Origin of the sequence: Aeromonas sp. sia0103, assembly GCF_963895295.1 — a bacterium.
GTDB classification, from domain to species: Bacteria; Pseudomonadota; Gammaproteobacteria; order Enterobacterales; family Aeromonadaceae; genus Aeromonas; species Aeromonas encheleia.
On the sequence record NZ_CAWQKG010000011.1, the window covers coordinates 811912 to 835133 of the forward strand.

Here is a 23222-nt window from a genome sequence, read left to right on the forward strand (position 1 = left end):
CGACATCTTGCGGAGCACCATCTCCAAACCAACCGGCGATTTTTGAGATCAGTAAATTGCTGGGGAAATTAGGGCAAGCTCGCCTCGATGAGCCTATCTATGCCGTATCGGATCTTAATGTGAGGATGGCTATGCCGCTTTATCGCACAACGTTACGCCATCGCTATGCCCGGCAGTGGGGAGCCTTGCTGGCTGGCATGTTGCCCATAGTGTTGGGATTACCCATCATTTCATGGCAAACCGCCTCCGAGATGAGAAAGGATGCCGAGGGGCGCTTGCTGCATGCCCAGCACATGTTTGATCGCACACTGGACCATGCCAGGCAGGCGACCTCTGCTGTCATCGGCACTGTGGGTAAGCCCTGTCTGGAGGCAGTGCAAGGGTTGAGGGAGCAGGTGGCGACAGTGCCGGATGTGCGCAGTGTCAGCCTGGCCAAGGGGGATACCATTTACTGTACCTCCCTCCATGGCCCCATTCAGGCACACACCAAACTCGACGACTATACGGATGGCCGGCTCGATCTTATGAAGGGGAACGAGGTGACGCCGAATCGACCACTCATCGTCTATCGGCAGGTCTCGGGAGGCTACAGCGCGATGGCGGGGGTCGATGGCTACTATCTACTTAACATCCTCGACATGTTGAGGCGCAACACTCCCTTGGGCCTGGTGGTTGGCCAGCAGATGTTGTTGCCGGATGGCCGGCTCACCGAGCAGCTCTTCTCCCCGGGTACAGAGGGCTATTTGGAGCAGGCATCAGAAAAGTACCCATACCGGGTCGTCACCATGCTTCCCATCGAAGTGTATGGCGCCCATCTCTGGGCTTACTCCAAGGTCAGCCTCATCCTCTTCCCCTTGCTGGGACTGCTGTTCGGATTTTGGGTATTCCGGCTGATGGGGCGATCTGCTTCGCCCACGCAAGAGCTGCGACGGGCCCTGGATCAGCGTGAGTTCATTCCCTACATACAGCCCGTGGTGACCGGCGACGACACTGGCAATCTCTACTGGAGCGGCTGCGAGGTGCTGATGCGCTGGCAACACCCCCTGCAGGGCTTGATCCCGCCGGATCGCTTTATCCCTCTGGCGGAAGACAGTGGTCTCATCATCCCCATGACTAGCGAGATGATGACACAGGTGCGAGATCACTTTGCTCCTCATGTTCACCGTCTGCCCAAGGGCTTTCACTTCGGTGTCAACATCAGTGCCAGCCAGTGCAAGGACTTGAGTCTGGTGGAGATTTGCCGCGATTTCATCGATGCCTTCCGGGACAATCCCATCCAGCTGGTGTTAGAGCTGACCGAGCGGGAACTGCTCGTGGCGAACGAGGTGACTGACCGGTTGTTTGCCGAGTTGCGCGTGCTGGGTGTTTTGATTGCCATCGACGATTTTGGCACCGGCCACTCTACCCTGACCTATCTGCAGAAGTTCCATGTCGATTTCCTCAAGATCGACAAGAGCTTCGTCGGGATGATCGGTTCGGATGCGCTCTCCAGCCACATCGTCGAGAACGTCATCGATCTGGCGAGCCGGCTCGGCCTGAAACTGGTGGCAGAAGGGATAGAGACCGAGCTTCAATCAGATTATCTGAGGGCGCGCCAAGTGACCTTCCTGCAAGGCTATTTCTATGGCCGACCCATGCCGATGTCAGAGTTTACCAGGCAGATGTCCCTGTGATCTTTTCGCAAGATGACGGGCCCATGATACCTCCAATAGTTGCCTCATTTTAAGGTGTCCAGGGAACTGGGGGCGCTTCAGTTTGCGCTCTACCCATGATCAGCATTCACATCACAGTGATGCCAGTAGATGTGTGGGTCAAACGTCATCAGGTGGCGTTCCGTCTCCGATGTAATCGTCGTTATGAGTTCAAGAAGATACCAAGTGGATTGGAGTAAACAACAATGTGAACTCGACTATGGCATGCCGCCTTTTAACGTTGGCAGAGGGTCATGGATAGTCGGGTCTACTATTGATTTTCTCCGCACTGGTAGTTAGAGGAAAACGCAGTTGTCAACAAAGAAAACAAGTAAATTCAAATTCATAAAAATGTATCTTGTGCTGTTGGCCTTGCCAATGGTGTGTGGGTTTGTGGGCTTGCTGATCGTTGCCAATCAAGCCCATCGCAACATGACGCTCGACAAAATACGAATTTTGAATCATAGCCTGGCATTGATGCATACCGATTACTTTCAGCAACTTGAGCGCTTGGTGAACGTCACCGTATTGGGAGATAGTCGGTTCAGGTTGAGTTCCACCGAGGATAGTGTCAATTATTACCGCAGTCTTTGGAATGACCAGGCTCATCTAAACCCGCTTTCTGAATCAGTTTTTTATGCTGATTCTCATGGTATGTGGTTTACCAACGACAAGGAGCGGGATAGGGCAGCACAGAATAAAATAGACGAAGGTTTGATACTGACAGACAGGGCATGGTATCAGGGAGCGTTGAGGCGTCCGGGTCAATTCTATTGGTCGCCCATCTACCTTGATATTGCGACTGATCAACCCTCTCTCACCGGGTCTTATCTTCTGCCAAATCGGGACAGCGATGGCAATCGGGATAGGGTCGTTGCGGTCGATGCCAACCTGGCTGTTTGGTCTCAGCGAATTGCCAATATGCTGACAGCTGATAATGGGCTACGCCATCTGCTGTTGGATAAACAGACAGGCCTGATCTGGATGCATTCCAACCTTGGCAGGGTGGGAACCGTCTTCTCGGGGGAATGGAAAGATAAATTGGTTGGGCAGTCAGGGACATTTTTTGATGCAACGGCCGGAGAGTTTGTGGCCTATGAGGCGCTTATCGATAAACCTGAACTGGTGGCCGTCACTGTTCAACCTTGGCGTCAAAGTTTCGTTGATCTGAATCTTGCCTTACTCATACTTGTGCCGCTGCTGACCGTGAGTCTCTTTTATGTAATAGCAAAATTATTTCAATTGAAGCTTATCTATATCATGGAGTATCTGGTGCGTCAGGTACGTCAGCTGCGTGATGATCCGGGTGCCAAAGTGCAAGATATGGGTGCCGGTATGGCGGAATTCAAAGAACTGGAATCCGAATTATCCCAGACCTTCACCCACATCAGTGACACCCATCAAAAGAGTGTGAGCGATGCGCTTACGGGATTATATAATCGTCATTATTTCAATGAATTGCTAATTAAATTTCAGACGAATAACACCCCCTTTGTGATGGCATTGATCGATCTCGATAACTTCAAGAACATCAACGATAGCTACGGGCACTGGGTTGGTGATGCGGTATTAAATCGTGTTGCCACCCTTGGCCAGGTCATGTTGGGGGAGACATCCACCCTCTGTCGCTATGGTGGTGAAGAGCTGGTCGCTATCTTCGAACAATGCTCGCTGGAAGATGCGGAGGCCTTGATAGAATCCTGGCGGATTGAGACGGCTGCCCTCAAGTGGCGGGAGCCCGGGTTAGCAGTGACCTTCAGTGGTGGTATCGCGAACTGGACGGTTGGTCAACCAGCATCTGATCTGCTGATTGTGGTCGATGAGGCGCTCTACCACGCCAAGCGCACGGGCAAGAACCGCCTTTGTCGCGGCAATAAGTCATGATGCTCATGGCATATCGCCTCTTGACGTTGGTTAAGGGTCGTGGGCACTCAGGATGGGATAAGATGTGCCTGGTTGATCAATGCCGAGGCAAAGGGCGGCCAGCACTCAGGCCGCTTCTCTTTTCTTAATGACCACTACATTGACCCTTGCACCAACCCCTGGGGTATGTTCCTTGGCCTAAGGCTTGGCAGTCCCGATCTTGGCGTCGATTAGCGTGTCCTTCGCCATTTCCTCGGCTCCCTAGTACCACGAATAAAGGCACCAAGTTTTTCCAATAGAACTAGTCATGGCACCAGTTGGTTGGGGCTCATGAGAGCCAGTTAGTCTGATTTAGACAACAAAAAACCCGTAAAGCCTTAGGCTCTACGGGTTTCTGGTCTTCTGTGTTCCAACTCGGAACCGAATATGGCTCCCTCGACAGGACTTGAACCTGTGACATACGGATTAACAGTCCGCCGTTCTACCGACTGAACTACGAGGGAAAAGTGGCTCCTCCTACTGGACTTGAACCAGTGACATACGGATTAACAGTCCGCCGTTCTACCGACTGAACTAAGGAGGAATTGCCTGTCTCGTCGAGACGGTGCGGATATTAATAGCCTGCCGGCCGGGTGTCAACCCGTTAACCCGTGCAAAAAATGGGTTTTCGCCCCGTTTGCCCAAAACTTGGACGTTGTGGACTATTTTCAGCACAATCAGCAGCTTGAGATGGGCCAGCCCGGCGTTTTCAGATCCGTTGCTCATGGCCCGTCTGCGCCGTCCTGGCCGGCGACGTTGGGGATATGGCGAAGGGATCGGCAGCTGCCCATGAGGTGTGCCGAACGGGCAAACAAGCAGTCCCTGAACAGACTCTTCAGGGGGAGGGCTGATGTTCACGGGATCGGTGCCGAGCCGTCGCCAAGGCTCAGGCCAAGTAGGGGAAAAGGGCGGCTAATGGCGGGAAAAGTAGGCGATATGCGGTCAATCAAGGGTCATCTCGCCTGGTAATGCCCATTTATTGATCCCGGCCATCGAAATATCTTGCCGGCTCGGGTAAGGTTGCTCTCGATACCATCGCCGTGTCGACAGCTCTGCCGGCCCTTGATGATGATCGGGTGCCGGTTCACTCCGGCCTTTGTCTCCTCCTTCTGGTATTACCCTATACATGCACAATCAAGCTTCCTTACAAGGCGTGAAGCTGGCTATCGCATTGCGCCAATCCTGTCTCGACGAACCCTATAGCGTGGCACGTTTCGGCCGCGACCTCATCGCCGGCATCACGGTCGGCATCATCGCCATCCCGCTGGCCATGGCGCTGGCCATCGCCAGCGGCGTCCCGCCCCAGCATGGCCTCTACACCGCCATCGTCGCCGGCATAGTGATTGCCGTGACGGGGGGATCGCGTTTCTCCATCTCGGGGCCGACCGCCGCCTTCGTGGTGATCCTCTATCCGGTGGCCCAGCAATTCGGGGTGAGCGGCCTGCTGATGGCAACCCTCATCTCGGGCTTCTTCCTGGTGGCCATGGGGATGGCGCGGCTCGGCCGCCTGATCGAGTACATCCCGCCCTCGGTCACCCTGGGCTTCACCGGCGGCATCGCCATCGTGATAGCCACCTTGCAGATCAAGGACTTCTTCGGCCTCACCGTGGCCGAGATGCCGGAAACCTACGTTGGCAAGGTCGAGGCGCTGGCCCTGGCCCTGCCAAGCTGGCAGTGGGGAGATACCCTGGTGGGGGTGGCTACCCTGGCCGTGCTGCTGCTCTGGCCCAGACTGCGGCTGCCGGTGCCAGGCCATCTGCCGGCCGTGTTGGTAGGGGTCGGGCTCGGAGTGGGCCTGCACAGTGTGGGCGTGGACGTGGCCACCATCGGCAGCAAGTTCAGCTACACCCTGGCCGATGGCACCCAGGGCATGGGGATCCCGCCCATAGCGCCGACCCTGATGATGCCCTGGTCCCTGCCCGGGCCGGACGGTGCGCCCGTGGTCTGGGATCTGGCGGCCATTCAGCGGCTGCTGCCTGCCGCCTTCTCCATGGCCATGCTGGGCGCCATCGAATCCCTGCTCTGCGCCGTGGTGCTGGATGGTATGACGGGGCGCAAGCACAGCTCCAACGGTGAGCTGGTGGGGCAGGGGCTGGGCAATATCCTGGCCCCCTTCTTCGGTGGCATCACGGCGACGGCCGCCATTGCGCGCTCCGCCGCCAACGTGCGCGCCGGGGCTACCTCTCCCATCTCCGGCATTGTGCACGCGCTGGTGGTGCTGGCCGCCATCCTGGTGTTGGCGCCCTGGCTCTCCTGGTTGCCGCTCTCCGCCATGGCCGCGCTGCTGCTGCTGGTGGCCTGGAACATGAGTGAGGCACACAAGGTGGTGGATCTGATCCGCCGGGCGCCGCGCTCGGACGTGCTGGTGCTGCTGGTCTGTCTGTCTCTCACCGTCATCTTCGACATGGTCATCGCCATCACCTTCGGGGTGATCCTGGCGTCCCTGCTGTTTATGCGCGAGATCGCCAAGATGACCAGGCTGCACAACCTGGCCGAGCACAAGCGTTATGCCAGCGAGGTGCCGGCGCAGACCCTGATCTACAAGATCAACGGCCCCCTGTTCTTTGCGGCGGCGGAGCGGGTCTTCGACGAGTTGCTGGCCCAGGTCAAGGATCACAAGGCGTTGATCCTGCAGATGGAGGCCGTCTCCATTCTCGACGCGGGGGGCTTGTCGGCCTTCCAGCAGTTCGCGAGGCGGATGGCCAAGGCAGGCGTGCCGCTGAAGGTGGCCGAGTTGCAGTTCCAGCCCCTCAAGACCCTGGCCCGGGCCAAGGTGCGTCCCGTCCCGGGTGAGCTGGAGTTCTACGGCTCGCTGGAGGAGGCCATCAGAGGAGAACACTTGCACGAAGTGTCTGAAAATTGACTGAAAGGGATAGGGAATGGCATCTTTTTGGTCAGTTGGTTCGGTAATTGAGCAATTGATTGCAAAAAGTAAAAAATGAGATTGACCGGTCTGCACCTATCCCTTATCTTACGCCCCGTTCCAGCGCAACAGCGACGAGAACGGCGTGGTGATTGGACACGTTAAACCGCAGTCGAAAATTTGGTGAGGTGTCCGAGTGGCTGAAGGAGCACGCCTGGAAAGTGTGTATACGGCAACGTATCGAGGGTTCGAATCCCTCCCTCACCGCCAAATAAAGTAAAAGGGCCTGTCGAAAGACAGGCCCTTTTACTTTATCCGGTGACGGGCGGCTCGGCCCCTGGTTTGACAAGCGGGCAGGATAGCCCGCTTGGACAGCCGCAGGCTGCCCGCAGGGCGAGCGCCAGGGATGGTGCGAGTCAATCCCGACCCACCGCCAAATAGCAAAACCCGACCTCATGGTCGGGTTTTTTGCTTTCTGGGCTTCCGTTTCACTGTGCTCAACAGTGGGCGGATAAAGATCCTTGCAGGTTCGAGCACAGCAGCCGCTGTAACGACCGGCCACAGGCCGCCCCGAACCACCTCGTGGCAAATCATCCCTGCCAAATAGCAAAACCCCGCCTGTGAAAGCGGGGTTTTTGTTTTTTAGCCCAATCGGATGACGCTTCACTTCATCGAGCCGTCTCGCAGAGGGCGCTGCTCGCCTGCTCTGATCACCCCCAACCTCATTATCTGCCTGCCGACTCTTCGAGCCCGGCAGAGGCTTCTGTGCGCCGCATTCCAGCCGGGGCCATCAGAAGATCACCCCGACGAGCCGATCGAGCAGCACGTCGAAGGGGAACAGGGTGAGCAGCAGGGGCAGGAAGGGCACCACGGCGGCGAGGATCAGCTGCAGGAACATGTCCCGGCTAAAGGGCATGGGCCTGACCTCCTTGATGACGGCATAGGCATTGGCCAGATCGGCGAGGGACTGGATGTCGGCGGCGCCGAGCAGGGATTCACCGTCTCTGTCGGCCGTGCGCAGCCAGCGCCGCTCGAAACTGCGGCTGTATTCCGCCGCGAGGGCACCGTACTCGCGCAGCCCCTGGCGCTTGGCCGCCATGATACGGGGAGCGAAGACGCTCAGCGGCGCCAGCACGAGCAGCAAGCCGAAGCCGGCCAACAGGATGATTTCTGGTTTGTAGGCGGTCAGCACGGCGGCGTCATAGAAGATCCGGTTGGCGATGAAGCCGGCCAGTTGGGCGCCAAATGCGGTCAACAGTGGTGCATAGGCATAGGCCGATGCCCCCAGAAAACCGAGACCACAGTTGCGATCGGGGTGGGTCGGGATCAGGTCGAGCCGGATCCTGGAGACCTGCCAGAGGAACCGGGTCCAGATGAGGATTCGATAGAACCAGCGCAGGATCAGAAACTGGATGAGGGGATTGCTCACCCAGAAGAACCAGAAACCGGGCAGGGTCAGGGCCACGTTCCCCTCATGTATGGTGGCGTACCAGGTCGAGGATTGCAGGACGAAGGTGTGGATCCGGATGAAGTACCCCATCGAGAAGACAAACAGGATGAGCCCGACCTCCACGGGGATCGAATTGCGCCAGCGCATGGCGCCCTGAATGGCGTCGTGAAAACGCGGCAAGGAGAGGGGCGAGATCAGCCCCCGCTCGATGAACTGGCGGACGATCAGCCGGATCCGCTGATGGACAATCAATTCGGCGTAGACCAGCAGCGAGACGCAGATCAGGAAGCGGACATGGGTCTCTATATCCAGCAGAAAGGGCACAGCGACCCCTTGCAACAGCGTGCCTTCCCACCCGCACAGCAACAGCAGGGGCAGCCAGCAGAGCCCGCTCAGGATCAGGATCCGTCGCCTGATATGGGCATTGATGTCGCCGAGATGAGCCCGGTTCCACAGCTGATAGAGGGGACCGCCCAGGATCAGGGAAAAGTCGTAAGGATCGGACAGGGGTTGGCCATGGGGATCGGGCGGGGTGACGGGCCTGTGGTGCGACATGATGAAACCACCTTGATGTGCAATGTAGCAGGGACTTGGTCGCCTCATCGCCGGTGATGAGGCCCCGGTGGGTAGTGAGTGCTGTTTTAGGGTGGAACAATGGCGACCTTTGAACGAGGCACCGCCAGAGTCCGGGTGAGAGAGCCTGGATGGGCAGGGATGGGGAGAGGGTAATCTCTGCCGCTACTGTCGGATGCCATCGCCACACACCTGCTCAAGAGTCCATGGTTATAGGTATAGCGTTTGCGGTGGTCAGATGGAGCGCACAGCCATCAACAATTTATAGCCAGCCGGGATCCTGCTTCTGGTCACGGTCACGGTCACGGTCACAGTCGCTCGTGCCGATGGCGAGCCTGAGCCATGTCTGGAGGGCGACCTGCTATCGGCGTGACAGCCGCGCAGAAGGAGCTCGGTCTATGGGTTGTCGTTGGTGATAAGTTCTGTTCAAGGCAACATGTTGCTCTGATACTGGATTTAGATACTGCAGTTGCAACAAATGCTGGCGGTATATGCCAGGAAAGCAAGGTATTGCGGCATAAAGGCAGGGGAGGAAGGTAGGATTTTGTGTAACTATTTGTTTTAAAGGTAAAAAACTGATTGGCATGGTCGCTGCTAATCGTTAGGCCGAGTGTCATTACCGTTCAACCAATCAGGAGCATACTCATGCCAACTCCATGTTATATCAGCATCGAAGGTAAAACCCAGGGCAACATCACCGCCGGTGCCTTCACCTCCGACTCCGTCGGCAACATCTTCGTGCAAGGCCACGAAGACGAGATGCTGGTGCAAGAGTTCCAGCACGTCGTTACCGTGCCGACCGACCCGCAATCCGGTCAGCCGGCTGGTCAGCGTGTCCACAAGCCGTTCAAATTCACCGTCGCGCTGAACAAGGCCGTGCCGCTGATGTACAACTCCCTGGCCTCCGGCGAGATGCTGCCGAAAGTGACCCTGAAGTGGTATCGCACCTCGGTCGAAGGCAAGCAGGAGCACTTCTTCTCTACCGTGCTGACCGATTCCACCATCGTCGACATCGACTGCCAGATGCCCCACTGCCAGGATCCGGCGAAGTCTGACTTCACCCAGCTGATCCAGGTCTCCCTGGCCTACCGCAAGATCGACTGGGAACACACCGTTGCCGGTACCTCGGGTGCCGATGACTGGCGTGCCCCGATCGAGGCTTGATGCAATAAAGGAGCATCCATTTGGGTGCTCCTTTTTCTGTGTGTGGAGCACAAGGCCGCGTACCAAGAGCTCCTTCGCCTCGATAGCAACGCACCAATCCCTTTGCTGTTTATCGTCGACGCCATGCCGATGCTGCGTCTTTCTTCTGTTCGTTTGCCCGGTGAGCGAGCACAAGAAAGAACATGACGACGGATCCCATTGCACGCCTCCGGGCGTGCGGTAGCCATGGCGGTGAAAAAGTGACAGCCATGGCGGATCTCTCATCCACCTCAGGTTACCCGACAAGATTGCGGGGCCGGGCCGATAGCAGAGGCGTGCCGATGGCAGACAGCACAGGATTACAATTTACCGTCAAGGTGGGGGCCTTGCCCGAGACCACCTTCGTGGTGGCCGAGTTTGCACTGGAAGAGGCGCTGAACGGGCCCTTCCAGTTGCGACTGGAGCTGGCCAGCCCCCAGCCGGACATCGACTTTGGCGCCGTGCTGGACCAGCCCTGCGAGCTGCTGGTGTGGTACCAGGGCGAGCTGCAACGGCGGGTGTGCGGGGTGGTGAGCGACCTGGCGCAGGGGGACAGCGGCTTTCGGCGCACCCGCTACCAGCTCATGGTGCAGCCGGCGCTGTGGCGACTCTCCTTGCGCCAGAACTCCCGCATGTTCCAGGCGCAGAAGCCCGACGAAATCCTCTCCATCCTGCTGCAAGAGCACGGCATCACCGACTACGCCTTCGCGCTGAAGAATGAGCATGCCCAGCGGGAGTACTGCGTGCAGTACCGGGAGACGGACCTCGCGTTCGTCAACCGGCTGGCCGCCGAAGAGGGGTTGTTCTACTTCCACGAGTTCGAGCAGGGCAAGCACCGCATCGTCTTTGCCGATGACGCGGTGGCCCTGACTGCCGGTCCCGAGCTGTTCTTCAACCTGGGCAACCGCTCGCTGGAACAGGGCCCCTACGTGCGCCAGTTCCACTACCGGGAGGCGGTGCGCCCCTCGGACGTGGAGCTGAAAGACTACAGCTTCAAGACCCCGGCCTATGGGCTGTCTCACAAGAAGCTGGGGGCCGAGCTTGAGCACCAGCGCGATACCTACCAGCACTTCGACTACCCGGGCCGCTACAAGCTGGACCCGAGTGGCAAGGCCTTTACCCAGCACCGGCTGGATGCGCTGCGCAATGACGCGGTGACCGGCAGCGGCAAGTCCAACTGCGCGGCCCTGCTGCCGGGCCAGACGTTTTCGCTGACCGAACACCCGAACGGCGGCTTGAATACCGATTGGCAAGTGGTGCACATCAGCCACACCGGATTACAGCCCCAGGCGCTGGAGGAAGAGGGCGGCAGCGGCCCGACCGTCTACCACAACGAATTTGCGGTGGTGAAGGCGAGCACCAGCTGGCGCGCCCGCATCGGCAGCCCAGAGGCGCCTCACAAGCCGATGGTGGACGGCCCGCAAATCGCCACCGTGGTGGGGCCGGAGGGGGAGGAGATTTACTGCGACGAGCATGGCCGGGTGAAGCTGCAGTTCCCCTGGGACCGTTACGGTTCCAGTAACGACCAGAGCTCCTGCTGGGTGCGGGTGAGCCAGGGCTGGGCCGGTGGCCAGTACGGCATGCTGGCCATCCCACGCATCGGTCATGAGGTCATAGTGAGCTTTTTGGAAGGGGACCCGGACCAGCCCATAGTCACAGGCCGGACCTTCCACGCCACCAACCGACCCCCCTACGAGCTGCCGGCTAACAAGACCCGCACCGTGCTGCGCACCGAGACCCATCAGGGGGAGGGGTTCAACGAGCTGCGCTTCGAAGACCAGGCGGGACAGGAAGAGATTTACCTTCACGGCCAGAAAGACCTGAACGTACTCATAGAAAACGATGCCGCCTGGCACATCAAGCACGACCAGCACACCGACATTGACAATGAGCGGGTGACCCGCATCAAGGCCAATGACCACCTGACGGTGGAGGGGGAGAAGCGGGACCACATCAAGGCTGATTACTCGCTCACCGTGGATGCGTCTATGCATCAAAAACTCGGGCAGAGCTGGCTCACCCAGGCGGGGCAGGAAGTACACGTCAAGGCCGGTGCCAAGGTGGTGTTGGAGGCGGGCTCCGAGATCACCGTCAAGGTCGGCGGCTGCTTTATCAAGGTCGATGGCGGTGGCGTCACCCTGGTGGGGCCCACCATCAAGATGAACTCCGGCGGCAGTCCGGGTTCCGGCTCGGGTTGGGCGGGCAAGTCTCCCATCGATCCCCAGGGCGTTGCCGTGCCTCCCCCACCCAAGGTGCCGCTGAGCCCGGCTCAGCTCGCCACCATGAAGAGCGCAGCCCCCTTCTGTGAGGAGTGCGAGAAGTGTAAGGAGGGGGCTTGTGAGATCTGAGGTCATCTCGTTACCCGAGTGGGTCAGCACACACAGTTCATCTCCTCTATACGCAGTGCTGGCGGGTGCCAGCGATGCCACTCCTTTGCAGCACTACTACCAGCTGGATGGCCGTCATACCCCTCGTGGCCTCTATCTCGGTACTGCTTATGCAGACTGGCACTCGGTCATGCCCTATCTGGTCGCGCTGGATGAGGGCAGTACTTTTATCGAGTGGGCGGCCAGTACGCCGGCCCGTGATTGGGGATTTTTGCTGTCTACGGCGCAATCCGTCGACACTCTCTATGCCCATCTGCAGGGGCTGACACAGATCTGGCATCAAGGGGAGGCCGTGTTCTTCCGCTACTGGGATGGCGTTTACCTTGCTTCGATCATCGAGCAACTGGGAGATCGCTTTACCTCCCTCTTGCCTGAACTGAGTGAGCTCTGGGTCTGTGGCCGAGCCTTTCAATGGGGACCTTCCGAGCCTCTTTCACCACGTCCCTTTCCTTGGTGGAACCTGCCAGATCCACTAGTCGTTGCGCTGGCAAAACAGGATCCCGGCCCCCTCATCAATAACCTGATGCAGCAGTTGGCCGATCAGAATGGTCAGCTCTACTGGTCCTTTCCCGAAGCCAATTTACGACTCAAGGTTGCCCGCTTTGTCGCACGTAACCCCTTGAGTGATTCCGAATTATTCCCGGCGCTGGAAGCTGCGCTGTGCAAAGAGGTTCAAGCATGAATAATGCCGGCCAAGCCGTCTTCAACCAGGTACTTGCCGACTATCGCAATGCTTTGACTGAGTACCGCAAGGATGCCGAGAGTTTCTTTCTCGGTGACATGCTCAGCATGGACATGGAGCAGACCATCAAGGTCGGCGACAAGACGATCAAAGCCTCATCCAGCAGCAGTAAAGCCCAGTCGGTCGTGACCCAGTGTCCGCTCAGCGGCACCCTGCGTCTGGTCCATCTGTTCGAGTCGGTGCGCTTCATCCCCATCGGTAACACCCCATACAAGGTGGAGGCCGGCAAGATGGCCGGCAAGCGTTTCATGCCTGAGGACGTGGTGAAGGAGGGCAGTCTGGATGCCAAGGGGATTGCTGAGATAGGCAAGCTCACCCCAGGCAAGTCCTATCGGGTGACCTTCTATCCCAATGTGAAGAAGATCGATCTCGATGCGCTGTTCGCGTCCTATGCGCCGGTACAAAAAGACCTCGAGGCTTGGCTCACCCAAGAGTGGAACGGTGAACACAAGGCCGCCTGGAGTCGTTACAACGCGACCGGTGCTGGATTTGGCAGTCACTCCCTGGCGGCCGCCAGCGGCATTGGTAAAGCACTGGTTGGGGTATGGGATGATCTCAAGACCATCTACGAACTGCTGGCCGATCCGGTGGGCAATGCCAAGAAACTGGCCGAGTTCGGCGTCGATGCTGCCGCCATGGCCGAGGCGGGTGCCTCCCAGATGGAGGCGGCCATGCTGGTGTTGCAGGATGAGGCCCTGCTTTATCTCTATGCCTATGCCCTGGTGAGCTGGGTCAAGCTGCTGCCGCCGGATCAGCAGACCGAGTTTGGTGCTCAGGTGATCGCCTCTGTACTGATCGACGTCATCGTCGGTGTGGTGCTGACTGGTGGCGCTGGCCTTGCGGCCCGTTACGGAGCCAAGACCGTCTCGATGGCCAAGCACAGCGATCGGGTGATGCGCCTGGTGACCTCTCTGGTCACTCTCTCCAAGAAACACAATCTGGCCCAGCATGCCCAGACCGCCAAGAAGGTGCTGACGGCCGGTGTTGCCAAACTCAATCCGGCCAAGAAGGCCGACCTCAATCTGGTGGGGGATGGCAAGGCGTTGACTCAGGTCGAGCAGGCGACGGCCGCCAAGCGAAAATTCCAGTCCCATACCGAAGTCCAGCAGGTCAACAATACGCCGGATGCGTCCACGCCGGCCAAAACGCCATCCGGTCAATCCAGCCAACCGGAGGCACAGACCTGCAAGAACAATTGCCCTGTCTCCATGGTGACGGGGGAAGAGTTGTTGGCGCTGGAAGATGCGCTGTTGCCCGGCATGTTGCCCTTTACCTTTGGCCGCCTCTACCGAACGTCCGCTGTAGAGCAGGACTGCGGCATGGGGCCTGGCTGGAGCCACTCTTTGGCTCATCGGCTCGAGCGCCGCGGTGAGACCCTGATCTGGCGGGATAACGAGTCGCTAGCCATCGAGCTGCCGCTGCCGTCGGCCACCATGCCCATGATCACCAACCGGGTGTCGGAGGCGGCAGCCTACCTGGGGGATCAAACCGATGAGGTGATCCTGGCCAAGGCGGGATCTCCCTTCCTGCATTTCAGCTGGCAGGGAAATGAAGGGCGGTTGACGGCGATCTCTGATGTCTATGGCAATCGCCTGACGGTGTGCCCGGACGCCGAAGGCCGCCCCTGCTGGGTTGAACACGATGGTGGCCTGGCCCTGCGTCTCGTCTATCAACAGGCTCATCTCACCGCCATCGAGTTGCAGCGATTCGATGGTATCAACTGGCAGCCGCAGGCCACCCTTCAGCGCTATCACTACGATGACGCTGGCCATCTGGTGGCCGCCGAAAATGGGGCAGGAGAGAGGGAGCATTATCGTTATCGCAGCGATGGGGTGATCCTGGATCGTCGTCTCGCGGGTGGGGCCGGTTTCTTCTGGGAGTGGGAAGGTGAGGGGAGCCGCGCCCGCGCCATCCGTCACTGGAGCGATGTCGCCCGATTCGATGTCAGCTATGGCTGGGATGATGACAAGGGCGAAGTCACCGTCAACAACGCCGACGGCAGCCTGGAAGTCTATCAACATGACAGCAACGCCCGCCTAGTGCGTCAGCAGGATCCGGACGGTGCAGTCACCGAATTCGGTTACAACGACAAGGGCCAGAAGGTGCTGGCTCGCGATGCCCTGGGGGGCGAGACCCGGTATCAGTATGACGATGCGGGTTTGCTCTCCCTCGAGGTTGCCCCGGATGGCAACCAGACGGCCTACAGCTACTGGGATGGCCGTGTTCGCAAAGTCGTACAAGGGGATCGTGAGTGGCGTTTCGAGCGCAACCTGCAGGGCGATGTGGTTGCCAGAGTGGATCCCCTCGGTCGGCAGACCCGTTATGGCTACACGGCACAGGGCAAGCTCAGCTGGGTGGCGCAACCCGATGGCAGCCGTGTTGAACTGGTCTGGAATCGCCTTGGCCAACTGATCGAAGAGAAGGGGGGCGACGGCGGCATCACCCGTTGGCGCTACGATGAACGAGGTCGCCAGATCCTGGTGCGCGACCCGCGCGGGGCCATCACTCGTTATGAGTGGGATGCCGCCGATCGCTTGCAAGCCGTGTATCTGCCAGGTGGTGGCATCCGCCGTTTCGAATATAACGCCTACGGCAAGGTGACGGCCGAGTGGGACGCGCTGGGCCGCGAGATCCGCTACGAATATCATCCCGGCCTGCATCTGGTGAGCCGCCGCATCAACCCCGATGGCAGTGAGCTTAAGTATCGCTACGACAATGCCAAGCTCTTCTTGAGCGAGATTGAGAACGAGCATGGCGAACAGCACCGCATTCACTACTTCCCCAATGGCCTGGTCGCGCGGGAAACCGGCTTTGATGGCCGCACCACCGCTTATCGCTACGACCTCAATGGCCAGCTGAGCGAGAAGGTCGAGTTTGGCAAGCAGGAGACCGAGCTGGTCACCCGCTATGAGCGAGACCCCATGGGGCGGCTGCTTAAAAAAACCTTGCCCGATGGCCGTGAAATCCAGTTCAGCTATGACCAGTACGGTCAGTTGACCCAGGTGGATAATGGCGCCTGGCCACTCACCTTTGAATACGATACCGCAGGTAATCTGCTGGCCGAGCATCAGGGCTGGGCTTCCAGCTATTTCAAGCACGATGACATGGGGCGGCTGGCCCACTGGCAGTTGCCCGATGGCAACCAGCTTGCATACCACTACCTGCATGGCGAGCTAAGCGGGATTGATCTGAACGGCGCCGAGCTGACTCGCCACCAGAGGGTGGGCGGACTGGAGATGCGCCGCAGCCAAGGGGCGCTGACCCAACAATACGAATATGATGAGCAAGGGCGCCTAACTGCGCTGCGACTGCAACGGGGCAAACAGGTTGCTCGTGAGCGGCGCTACGGCTATGACAGCACCGGTAACCTGCTGCAGATCAATGACAGCGTGCAAGGGGAGCAGCGCTACCGCTACGACCCGCTGGACCGCTTGCTGGAGGTGCGTGGTGAGCTGACCGAACGCTTCCTGCACGATCCGGCGGGCAACCTGTTGAGCCAGACGCTGGGTGGCCAGTTCGACGGGGCGCGCACCCAGGGGAACCGGCTGCTGCTGAGCGGTGATCGCCACTTTGAGTACGACGAATTTGGCCGACTGGCCATCGAGCGCCGTGGCAAAGGCCAGTCACTGGTTACCCGTTATCACTATGACTGCCAGCATCAGCTAGTCAGGGCTGAACTGCCGGATGGCACCACGGCCCGTTATGACTACGACGCCTTTGGCCGCCGTATTCGCAAGACGGTGGGTAGAGCAAACGGCGAACTTGTCACCGAATTCTTGTGGCAGGCCAACAACCTGATTGCCGAAAGCAGTTATCAGCTTGGTGATGATAAACGTCGTACCGACGAACAGTATCGCAGCTTTATCTATGAACCGGGCAGCTTCAAGCCATTGGTGCAACTGGAAGGCGAAGGGACGGATACCGAGGTATTCCATTATCAACTTGACCACCTCGGTACCCCGTTGGCGCTGACCCGCGATAATGGGGCGACCGCCTGGCAGGTGCGCTATCGCGCCTATGGCAATGTGTGGCGGGAAGAGATTGCCGAGGTTGCCACTCCCTTGCGTTTTCAGGGGCAATATTTTGATGCCGAGACCGGCCTTCACTATAACCGTTACCGCTACTACCAACCTGAAACGGGTAGATTTATCACCCCCGACCCGATAGGCTTGGCCGGCGGGCTTAACAACTACCAGTACGCCCCCAACCCGACTGGCTGGGTGGATCCGTTGGGGTTGAAGAATGTAAAAGAAAATGGGCCGAATAATATTGATGGTAAAGCCAGCCCAAGCTTGCAAGGTGGGCCGGAAGAACCGCCGAGTGTTGGCCAAAGTAAACCCGATTTTTATGTTGGCCCAAGTGGCCCCGACTCGACTTTGCCGAGTACTGGGTATAGGTATGATAGGTATTTAAATGATGATGGCTCATTATATAAATACGGCCAAGATGCAATTAATACGGGAGAGGCTCGACTATCATATTTTGGTTTTGATAAATTAGATACAGGTGATCAGGTTACAGAGGCATTCCAGATCCGAGCACCAAAACATGTGACGATGAATGATCCAGATAAGTCATGGAGTGATGGACGATTACGTATCAAGTTTGATACTTTGCAATTATATGATGGCTCAGGTGTTCCAAGAGTGGAAGTGCCTAGAAGTCATGGGGGGAAAGGGCCTGATCTAGAACCATTCACTGAGGCTTATCCAGAGTATGGAAAGGGTGGTGCTAGACAATTAGTTCCTAACACGGATGAGTCTTTATATATAAAGGCTGATGCAATTGATATTTTACCAAAGGAATGATTATGACCGAAGGTGAATACTTTAGAGAACAATTAATAATTCTTATTGAAAATCATAAAGAGGATTTTTTTTATGACTATGAAAATCTGATTGAAATTCTCAAAGATAAGAATAGACGAATACCCATAAGGGGGATTTGGGAGAGTATGAAAGGGTATGACCAATCAAAGTACTCTGATGCTGAGAAAGAGCTACTTGATGAAGCTATGTATCGTTATGGTTAGACCAATATAAATATTGAGATTCTCACGATTTTTACTGAGAACAAGCGTTCGAGGCTGAGTCGTAAGAGAGAATTTTAACTCAATAGAGATAACTTGGGTTGGATTGTTTTTTAACCAGCGTAAGGCGAGCTGTACTATCGAGCAGTGGTTATGACTAGGGCCGTAGGCTCGATTAGTGCAGCGTAATCTGCGTTCGAGAAGCAATCTGTATAGGTCTGGTTATCGCCGGATACTGGATTGAACCTTTATTAATTCAGTTAGCCCTCTTTCAATATGTGGATGTGTAAAGGCCAGGATAACGCCATGTCCTGACTTTTCTATCTCTTTACTTCCATATCCCATACGGCAAGGTGACGGCCGAGTGGGACGAGCTTGGCTTCCAGCTATTTCAAGCATGATGCCATGGGTCGGCTGGCCCACTGGCAGTTGCCTGATGGCAACAAGTTGGCTTAACACTACCTGCATGGCGAGCTAAGCGGGATTGATCTGAACGGTGCCGAACTGACTCGCCACCAGATGGTTGGTGGATTGGAGATGCGCCGCAGCCAGGGGACGCTGACCCAGCAATACGAATATGACGAGCAGGGGCGTCTGACGGCGCTGCGACTGCAACGGGGCAAGCAGATCGCTCGTGAGTGGCGCTACGGCTATGACCGCACCGGCAATCTGCTGCAGATCAATGACAGCGTGCAAGGGGAGCAGCACTACAGCTACGACCCGCTGGATCGCTTGCTGGAGGTGCGCGGTGAGCTGACCGAACGCTTCCTGCACGATCCGGCGGGCAACCTGCTGAGCCAGACTCAGGGGGCTCAATTCGAGCCTGCGAGAACCCAGGGTAACCGGCTGCTGTTCAGTGGCGATCGCCACTTTGAATATGACGAATTTGGTCGTCTGGCCGTCGAACGACGCGGCAAGGGCCAATCATTGGTGACCCGCTATGAGTACGATTGTCAGCATCAGCTGATTGCGGTCGAGCTGCCTGATGGCAGCACAGCCCGCTACGACTACGATGCCTTTGGTCGCCGCATTCGCAAGACGCTCAATGGGCAGGAAGGGCAGGGCGCCGAGCTGGTGACCGAGTTCTTGTGGCAGGCCAACTATCTCATCGCCGAGAGCCGCAGCGACGGCATCTATCGCAGCTTTGTCTACGAGCCGGGCAGTTTCAAACCCCTAGTACAGCTGGAAGGAGAGGGGGATCAGGCCGAGGTTTATCACTACCAGCTGGATCACCTCGGCACCCCGCTGGCCCTGACCCACCATGATGGTCACACCGCCTGACAGGTGCGTTATCGCGCCTATGGCAATGTCTGGAAGCAGGAGCTGGCCGAGGTTGAGACCCCCCTGCGTTTCCAAGGCCAGTATTATGACGAAGAGACCGGGCTGCATTATAACCGTCACCGCTATTACCAGCCCGGCACGGGTAGATTTATTACCCCTGATCCAGTGGGATTATTAGGAGGTTTGAATTGCTATCGTTATGGTCTCAATCCTCTTCGTTGGGTCGATCCATTGGGTCTTACAGGGGTGGATGGTGTATGTCCAGATACTAATTCAGCGCTAAAGAAGCCAAATAATACGGCTAATGGAGTGAAACCTGATGATATACCCATGACTCAAAATAAATATGATGAAGTCATCAACTTGGAACGTGGTAATCGACCGGAAAATCCAAGTTCGTATCTGCCTGATGAATATGTTAGTGCTCATAGGAAGCTATTTGAAGACCAGGGCGGAGCTTTCTTTTCATTTGGTGATTGGTGGAGCAAGGAGTATAAGTCACTTCCCGCTAATAAATTCATTGGCTTGCAAAGTGAAATGGAAGATATTTTAAATAAGGCAAGTGCCATATCAGATAAAATGGATAGAATGCGCTATCTTGATAGAGCTCTTGCATTAGGTGTTGGTGATGATGTACATGTTTTAGCTAGGCTGGCTAAAAAAGATATATATTACATTCGCATTAAACCAGGCGACAGTCGTTTTCAATACAATATGCCGACAGGTAATGAAGGTGGTGCATATCCAAATCAGTGGGTACCAGGAGGGAAAACTAAAGGAGGAACACGAGAGTCTGTTCTGGTAGGTTCTGAAAATGTACATCATGGTGGTAGTATGGAAGAAATGGCAAACCTGTTTGGTTCTTGGGAGAAACTGTGATGTTGCAGGCTAGATATAGAGATAATGAACTTGTTGAAAAATTCATCGCGAACCCAGTTTCCTTTTTTAAAGGAGAGGGCCGGTTCCTTTATAGAGATCGAGATAGGGATATTCATCTATATGGGGCTTCAATGTCCCTGTTATTAGGGGAGTATGTGAATAAAAACTTGATATCTATGAGTGATTTTGTGAATGGTTTCTCAGTTTTTGTTTCTTCTTTAAATACTACTCGCCATGATCTTTATCATTTTCTGTGTAACATATTAGCATTCAATCGATGTATGTATGATGATGGAGAGATTGATCGTGACTTATTTATATCAGGTGGTCCTCTCTATACAGTATCTAAAAAGTATTTATCACGCATTGATGATGACTTTTCTCAGGAAGGTTTTTTTAATGACATTAACAATGGTTCCGAGCCTTGTTATGCTATAAATAGATTTTATCCTCAATCGGGTGGCTGTTTGTTATTAAAGCATAGGCTGAATGAGTTAGTTAGAGGAGGGTGAGCGTTATTACAACAAATATCTTTAAGTTCCTGGGAGGGTATACGGCTGGGGTATTGTGGTTTTTATTTATGAGTTTGTAATTTGCACTTATTAGATGTAAGAACAAGGGTTTATTTGTAACGTTTATATAAAACTCATTCTTTAATTTATCAGAGATATAAATGAATAAAAAAAGTATCTTGCTGGCAATTGCTACAAGCTGGCTTGCTGGTTGTGCCACTGCTCCTATGACAAAACAGGAGCTTCAGCAAGCTGCTCAACAAGGCCAGGGCAAGGCGCAATACGAGCTTGCCAATCGTCTGGCTGCCAAGCCCGATTATCCAGAGGCCATGCGTTGGATGAAGCAGGCCGCGGATCAAACCGGGCCTTTGGCGGCGGATGCCGATATTCGCGGTAAAGCGGCGCTGCAGGTGGGGAGCTGGTATCAGGCTGGTTTGGGTGAACCCAAGAACCCCAGGCTGGCCCATGACTGGTGGCAGCGTTCGGCCAAGTTGGGCAATCGGGACGCCAGCTATCAACTCGGAAAGGAGTGCCTGCGTCAGCACCAGGACAAGCTGGTAAGCGCGTGTCTCGACTGGTTCGAGCAGGCTGCCAAACGGGATCATGTCGGTGCTCAGTTGGTCCTGGGGGAGTGGTACGCCAGCCAGCCCGGTGCCGATGCAGATGCGGTTCAGTGGCTGGAAAAGGCCGCCGAGCAGGGCAATCGTGAGGCTCAGTATCAACTCGGACTGCGCTATGAGCAGGGGAAAGGGGTGAGCAAGCGTCTCGACCTCGCCCTGCGTTGGTACGAGAAGGCCGCGGCCCAGCAACAACCGGATGCTTTGTTGACCTTGGCTCGCCGGGCAAGTAAGGCCGAGGCATTCCCCCTTTATCAGCGTGCCGCCAATGCGGGATCGCCATCAGCCCAGCTGTGGTTGGGGCAAGCCTATCTCGTTGGCGAGGTAATACCACAGGATCTCGCACTCGGTCGTTACTGGCTGGAATTGGCAGCGAGTCATGGTTCCCATGAGGCCGAATATCAGTTGAGCCTGCAGCAGACGGACGCGGTTGCACGAGAGCATTGGCTGACACTGGCCGCGGCCGGGGGAGTGAGCCAGGCACAGCTCGAGTTGGCCAAGTTGCAGCAGGGCAGAGGAGAGCTGAAAGCGGCTCGTCAGACTGTCTCGCTGGCGGCGGCACAAGGGAACTGCGAGGCCCAATATGCCTATGGTGAGATATTGCGGCTGGGGCTCGGCGGTGAGGCGGATTATGGCGAGGCATTGAAGCAGTATCGATTGGCGGCGAATGCCAATCACCGACAGGCGCAGTATCGCATGGGCACCATGCGTGAGCAGGGTTGGGGAGCCCCTCGTAACAGGTTGCATGCCTATGCATGGTACTTGCTTGCCGCCACGGATGGAAATTCCGATGCGACCGCCGCCAGCCGTGAGCTGGAGAAAGGCATGACGGAACAGGAAAAAGGTGCCGGTCAAAAACTGGCCCAGCACTGGTTTACGACACTGACGAGCGCGCATCAGCCGGAGCAGTCGCAAGGCAGAATATAGGACCATGGCACTCAATCAGTGACGGCAAATAATCCTGTTTAATAAGTCAATATACTGACTCTATTTGGATGATGAGTTTCTTTTTTGAACAATTCATGAAGCCTTCATGACAGCTCTGTTATGGAGGCTTTTTTATGAAGCAGGAAATGATTTTCATTTGTGGAAAATGAGTGTCATGTATTAATACCAAATCTTAATTCAATGACCGAAATGCCATCTCATTTCATCTGGTAATGAACATTCAAAATCTTTATTAATAATGCTATCTGCAGATGTTTTTTAGTCTTGGGAATGATAGTAACCTATTGATTTAAATAGTTTTTAGTTTTATTTTTGATTGTAACCTCTATTTTTAATGATTTCAGTATTGACGTGGGGATATTTATAAATATACCATCTGCCGCAAATGGCTCCTGAGCCAAAATGACCTCTAACAAAGAGTAGAGGCATGATCTGGTTGTATAAGTAACAAGATGCATATTGCGTTTTTGATTATCAACGCTTCGGCTTTGTGTATGTCAAAAATGCATCGTCGGCTGATGTTTTTTAGCCTGGATCTATATTGATCCCGTCAACTGTCATTTCTTACAGTTGCTGGCAAAGACATTGGCTATAAGCTTTAGGGTCTTCATGGATCCTTAACTTGGTATTTAGAGCATGGGAAAAGGAATTGATGGCGCCACTGTTGCGCCCAAAGAGCGTATTAATATCAAATATGTACCGGCAACCGGTGGTCAGCAGGCGGAAATAGAGCTGCCGTTGACCATGATGGTAGTTGGCAACATGAAGGGACGTACGGAGGAGACCCCCATTGAGGAGCGTCAGACCGTGTCCATCGACAAGAATAATTTTTCTTCTGTCATGAAAGAATCTGCACTGGAGCTGAAGTTTTCCGTTCCCAATCGTCTGGAAGAAAACAGCCAGGACGAGCTGCCCGTGTCGATCAAGATCCAGTCTCTGGAAGACTTCACTCCCGACAGCGTTGCCCAGCAGGTTCCCGAGCTGCGCAAGCTGCTGGAACTGCGTGAGGCCCTGGTTGCCCTGAAAGGACCCTTGGGAAATATCCCGTCCTTCCGCAATCGTTTGCAGGATCTGTTGTCCAGTGACGAGGCTCGCGAGCAACTGCTCAAGGAGCTGGATTTGATTAAGCCTGCCGAGTGATCTGCAGATTAATTGACTGATTGATA

Annotated in this window: 14 protein-coding genes and 3 tRNA genes; 14 read left to right on the forward strand and 3 right to left on the reverse strand. The window is 55.9% G+C overall.

The window, feature by feature from the left end:
* The first annotated feature begins 131 nt into the window (after window positions 1-131).
* Both AACW18_RS06475 and AACW18_RS06480 read left to right on the forward strand, forming a co-directional pair.
* The gene (locus AACW18_RS06475) at window positions 132-1673 is read left to right on the forward strand and encodes an EAL domain-containing protein (protein ID WP_218290410.1); all 1542 of its coding nucleotides are present in this window, start codon (window positions 132-134) and stop codon (window positions 1671-1673) included.
* Window positions 1674-2003: 330 nt separating this feature from the next.
* Window positions 2004-3575: a sensor domain-containing diguanylate cyclase gene (locus AACW18_RS06480; RefSeq protein ID WP_218388141.1), complete on the forward strand. Its 1572-nt coding sequence runs from the start codon at window positions 2004-2006 to the stop codon at window positions 3573-3575.
* Window positions 3576-3981: 406 nt separating this feature from the next.
* On the opposite strand, the gene AACW18_RS06485 is transcribed toward AACW18_RS06480, so the two are convergent.
* Window positions 3982-4057: transfer RNA gene (locus AACW18_RS06485), tRNA-Asn, on the reverse strand.
* Window positions 4058-4061: 4 nt separating this feature from the next.
* Window positions 4062-4137 (reverse strand) — tRNA-Asn (locus tag AACW18_RS06490).
* 582 nt (window positions 4138-4719) lie between these two features.
* Here AACW18_RS06490 and dauA point away from each other — a divergent pair.
* A complete protein-coding gene (gene dauA, locus AACW18_RS06495; protein ID WP_218388142.1) occupies window positions 4720-6456 on the forward strand; it encodes a C4-dicarboxylic acid transporter DauA in 1737 nt (578 codons plus the stop codon).
* 182 nt (window positions 6457-6638) lie between these two features.
* Window positions 6639-6726, forward strand: a tRNA-Ser gene (locus AACW18_RS06500).
* A gap of 520 nt (window positions 6727-7246) precedes the next feature.
* Here the strand turns inward: AACW18_RS06500 and AACW18_RS06505 are convergent.
* Window positions 7247-8461: a hypothetical protein gene (locus AACW18_RS06505; RefSeq protein ID WP_042653481.1), complete on the reverse strand. Its 1215-nt coding sequence runs from the start codon at window positions 8459-8461 to the stop codon at window positions 7247-7249.
* 663 nt (window positions 8462-9124) lie between these two features.
* Here AACW18_RS06505 and hcp1 point away from each other — a divergent pair.
* From hcp1 to tssB, 10 genes are all read left to right on the forward strand, one after another.
* Window positions 9125-9643, forward strand: coding sequence for a type VI secretion system effector Hcp1 (gene hcp1 / locus AACW18_RS06510; RefSeq protein WP_042653482.1), 519 nt, complete (start codon window positions 9125-9127; stop codon window positions 9641-9643).
* Between the two features lie 320 nt (window positions 9644-9963).
* Complete coding sequence (gene tssI / locus AACW18_RS06515; RefSeq protein WP_218388143.1) at window positions 9964-12009, forward strand: type VI secretion system Vgr family protein; 2046 nt, start codon at window positions 9964-9966, stop codon at window positions 12007-12009.
* On the forward strand, window positions 11999-12730 hold the full coding sequence (locus tag AACW18_RS06520; protein ID WP_218388144.1) for a DUF4123 domain-containing protein: 732 nt from the start codon (window positions 11999-12001) through the stop codon (window positions 12728-12730). Before tssI ends, AACW18_RS06520 begins: the two co-directional genes overlap by 11 nt.
* Window positions 12727-17598: an RHS repeat-associated core domain-containing protein gene (locus AACW18_RS06525; protein ID WP_256351767.1), complete on the forward strand. Its 4872-nt coding sequence runs from the start codon at window positions 12727-12729 to the stop codon at window positions 17596-17598. Before AACW18_RS06520 ends, AACW18_RS06525 begins: the two co-directional genes overlap by 4 nt.
* A 2-nt stretch (window positions 17599-17600) precedes the next feature.
* Window positions 17601-17822 carry a hypothetical protein gene (locus tag AACW18_RS06530; protein ID WP_042036294.1) on the forward strand — a complete coding sequence of 74 codons (222 nt, stop codon included), beginning with the start codon at window positions 17601-17603 and terminating at the stop codon, window positions 17820-17822.
* Window positions 17823-18356: 534 nt separating this feature from the next.
* On the forward strand, window positions 18357-19100 hold the full coding sequence (locus tag AACW18_RS06535) for a hypothetical protein (RefSeq protein WP_256351768.1): 744 nt from the start codon (window positions 18357-18359) through the stop codon (window positions 19098-19100).
* A gap of 3 nt (window positions 19101-19103) precedes the next feature.
* Window positions 19104-19979, forward strand: a complete 876-nt coding sequence (locus tag AACW18_RS06540; protein WP_339381479.1) for an RHS repeat-associated core domain-containing protein — start codon at window positions 19104-19106, stop codon at window positions 19977-19979.
* Window positions 19979-20491: a hypothetical protein gene (locus AACW18_RS06545; protein ID WP_218388145.1), complete on the forward strand. Its 513-nt coding sequence runs from the start codon at window positions 19979-19981 to the stop codon at window positions 20489-20491. The genes AACW18_RS06540 and AACW18_RS06545 overlap by 1 nt, the downstream gene beginning before the upstream one ends.
* Window positions 20492-20652: 161 nt before the next feature.
* Window positions 20653-22035: a tetratricopeptide repeat protein gene (locus AACW18_RS06550; RefSeq protein WP_218388146.1), complete on the forward strand. Its 1383-nt coding sequence runs from the start codon at window positions 20653-20655 to the stop codon at window positions 22033-22035.
* Window positions 22036-22692: 657 nt separating this feature from the next.
* Window positions 22693-23196, forward strand: coding sequence for a type VI secretion system contractile sheath small subunit (gene tssB / locus AACW18_RS06555; RefSeq protein WP_025326628.1), 504 nt, complete (start codon window positions 22693-22695; stop codon window positions 23194-23196).
* Window positions 23197-23222 lie beyond the last annotated feature (26 nt).

What these genes read in the sequence shown, in the direction of transcription:
- AACW18_RS06475 (WP_218290410.1), top strand. Translation starts at nt 132, where the DNA reads ATGCCGCTTTATCGCACAACGTTACGCCATCGCTATGCCCGGCAGTGG.
- dauA (WP_218388142.1), top strand. Translation starts at nt 4,720, where the DNA reads ATGCACAATCAAGCTTCCTTACAAGGCGTGAAGCTGGCTATCGCATTG.
- AACW18_RS06505 (WP_042653481.1), bottom strand. Translation starts at nt 8,461, where the DNA reads ATGTCGCACCACAGGCCCGTCACCCCGCCCGATCCCCATGGCCAACCC.
- hcp1 (WP_042653482.1), top strand. Translation starts at nt 9,125, where the DNA reads ATGCCAACTCCATGTTATATCAGCATCGAAGGTAAAACCCAGGGCAAC.
- tssI (WP_218388143.1), top strand. Translation starts at nt 9,964, where the DNA reads ATGGCAGACAGCACAGGATTACAATTTACCGTCAAGGTGGGGGCCTTG.
- AACW18_RS06525 (WP_256351767.1), top strand. Translation starts at nt 12,727, where the DNA reads ATGAATAATGCCGGCCAAGCCGTCTTCAACCAGGTACTTGCCGACTAT.
- AACW18_RS06530 (WP_042036294.1), top strand. Translation starts at nt 17,601, where the DNA reads ATGACCGAAGGTGAATACTTTAGAGAACAATTAATAATTCTTATTGAA.
- AACW18_RS06535 (WP_256351768.1), top strand. Translation starts at nt 18,357, where the DNA reads ATGCGCCGCAGCCAGGGGACGCTGACCCAGCAATACGAATATGACGAG.
- AACW18_RS06545 (WP_218388145.1), top strand. Translation starts at nt 19,979, where the DNA reads ATGTTGCAGGCTAGATATAGAGATAATGAACTTGTTGAAAAATTCATC.
- AACW18_RS06550 (WP_218388146.1), top strand. Translation starts at nt 20,653, where the DNA reads ATGAATAAAAAAAGTATCTTGCTGGCAATTGCTACAAGCTGGCTTGCT.
- tssB (WP_025326628.1), top strand. Translation starts at nt 22,693, where the DNA reads ATGGGAAAAGGAATTGATGGCGCCACTGTTGCGCCCAAAGAGCGTATT.